The organism is Psychrobacter sp. 1Y4 (genome assembly GCF_051847555.1).
On the sequence record NZ_JBPYDE010000519.1, the window covers coordinates 1 to 727 of the forward strand.

At 46.8% G+C, this 727-nt stretch carries 1 protein-coding gene; it reads left to right on the top strand.

Features of this window, described 5'->3' with window-relative positions; genetic code table 11:
• On the top strand, window positions 1-727 hold a 727-nt coding region (gene rho, locus ACS8FC_RS17315; RefSeq protein WP_439297692.1), incomplete at both ends, for a transcription termination factor Rho.

Below are 727 nucleotides of genomic sequence, written 5' to 3' on the forward strand. Positions count from 1 at the left end.
GACGATATCTATGTCAGCCCTAGCCAAATTCGTCGCTTTAGTCTAAAAACTGGTGACAGTATCGCTGGTACGATTCGCCCACCAAAAGATTCTGAGCGTTATTTTGCGCTATTAAAGGTTGGTGAGATTAACTTTGATACGCCAGATCGCTCACGTCATAAGCTTATCTTTGAAAACCTAACGCCCCTATTCCCAACTGAGCACTTAAAACTTGAGCTGGGTAACGGGACCACTGAAGATCTGACTGGTCGTATCATCGATCTAATCGCTCCGATTGGTAAAGGTCAGCGCTCTATCATCGTCGCACCGCCAAAAGCGGGTAAAACGATGCTACTCCAAACCATCGCTCAGTCAATTACCCGTAATAACCCTGAGTGTTATTTAATCGTACTATTGATTGACGAGCGTCCAGAAGAAGTCACCGAGATGGTACGTACGGTACGCGGTGAAGTGGTTGCCTCTACCTTTGATGAACCGCCACAACGCCATGTACAAGTGGCTGAAATGGTCATCGAAAAGGCCAAGCGTTTGGTTGAACATAAGCAAGACGTAGTCATTTTACTCGATTCAATCACTCGCCTCGCCCGTGCTTATAACACGGTTATCCCATCATCAGGTAAAGTACTAACTGGTGGTTTGGATGCCAATGCCCTAGAGCGTCCAAAGCGTTTCTTTGGTGCTGCGCGTAATGTCGAGGAAGGTGGTAGTTTGACCATTATTGCCAGTG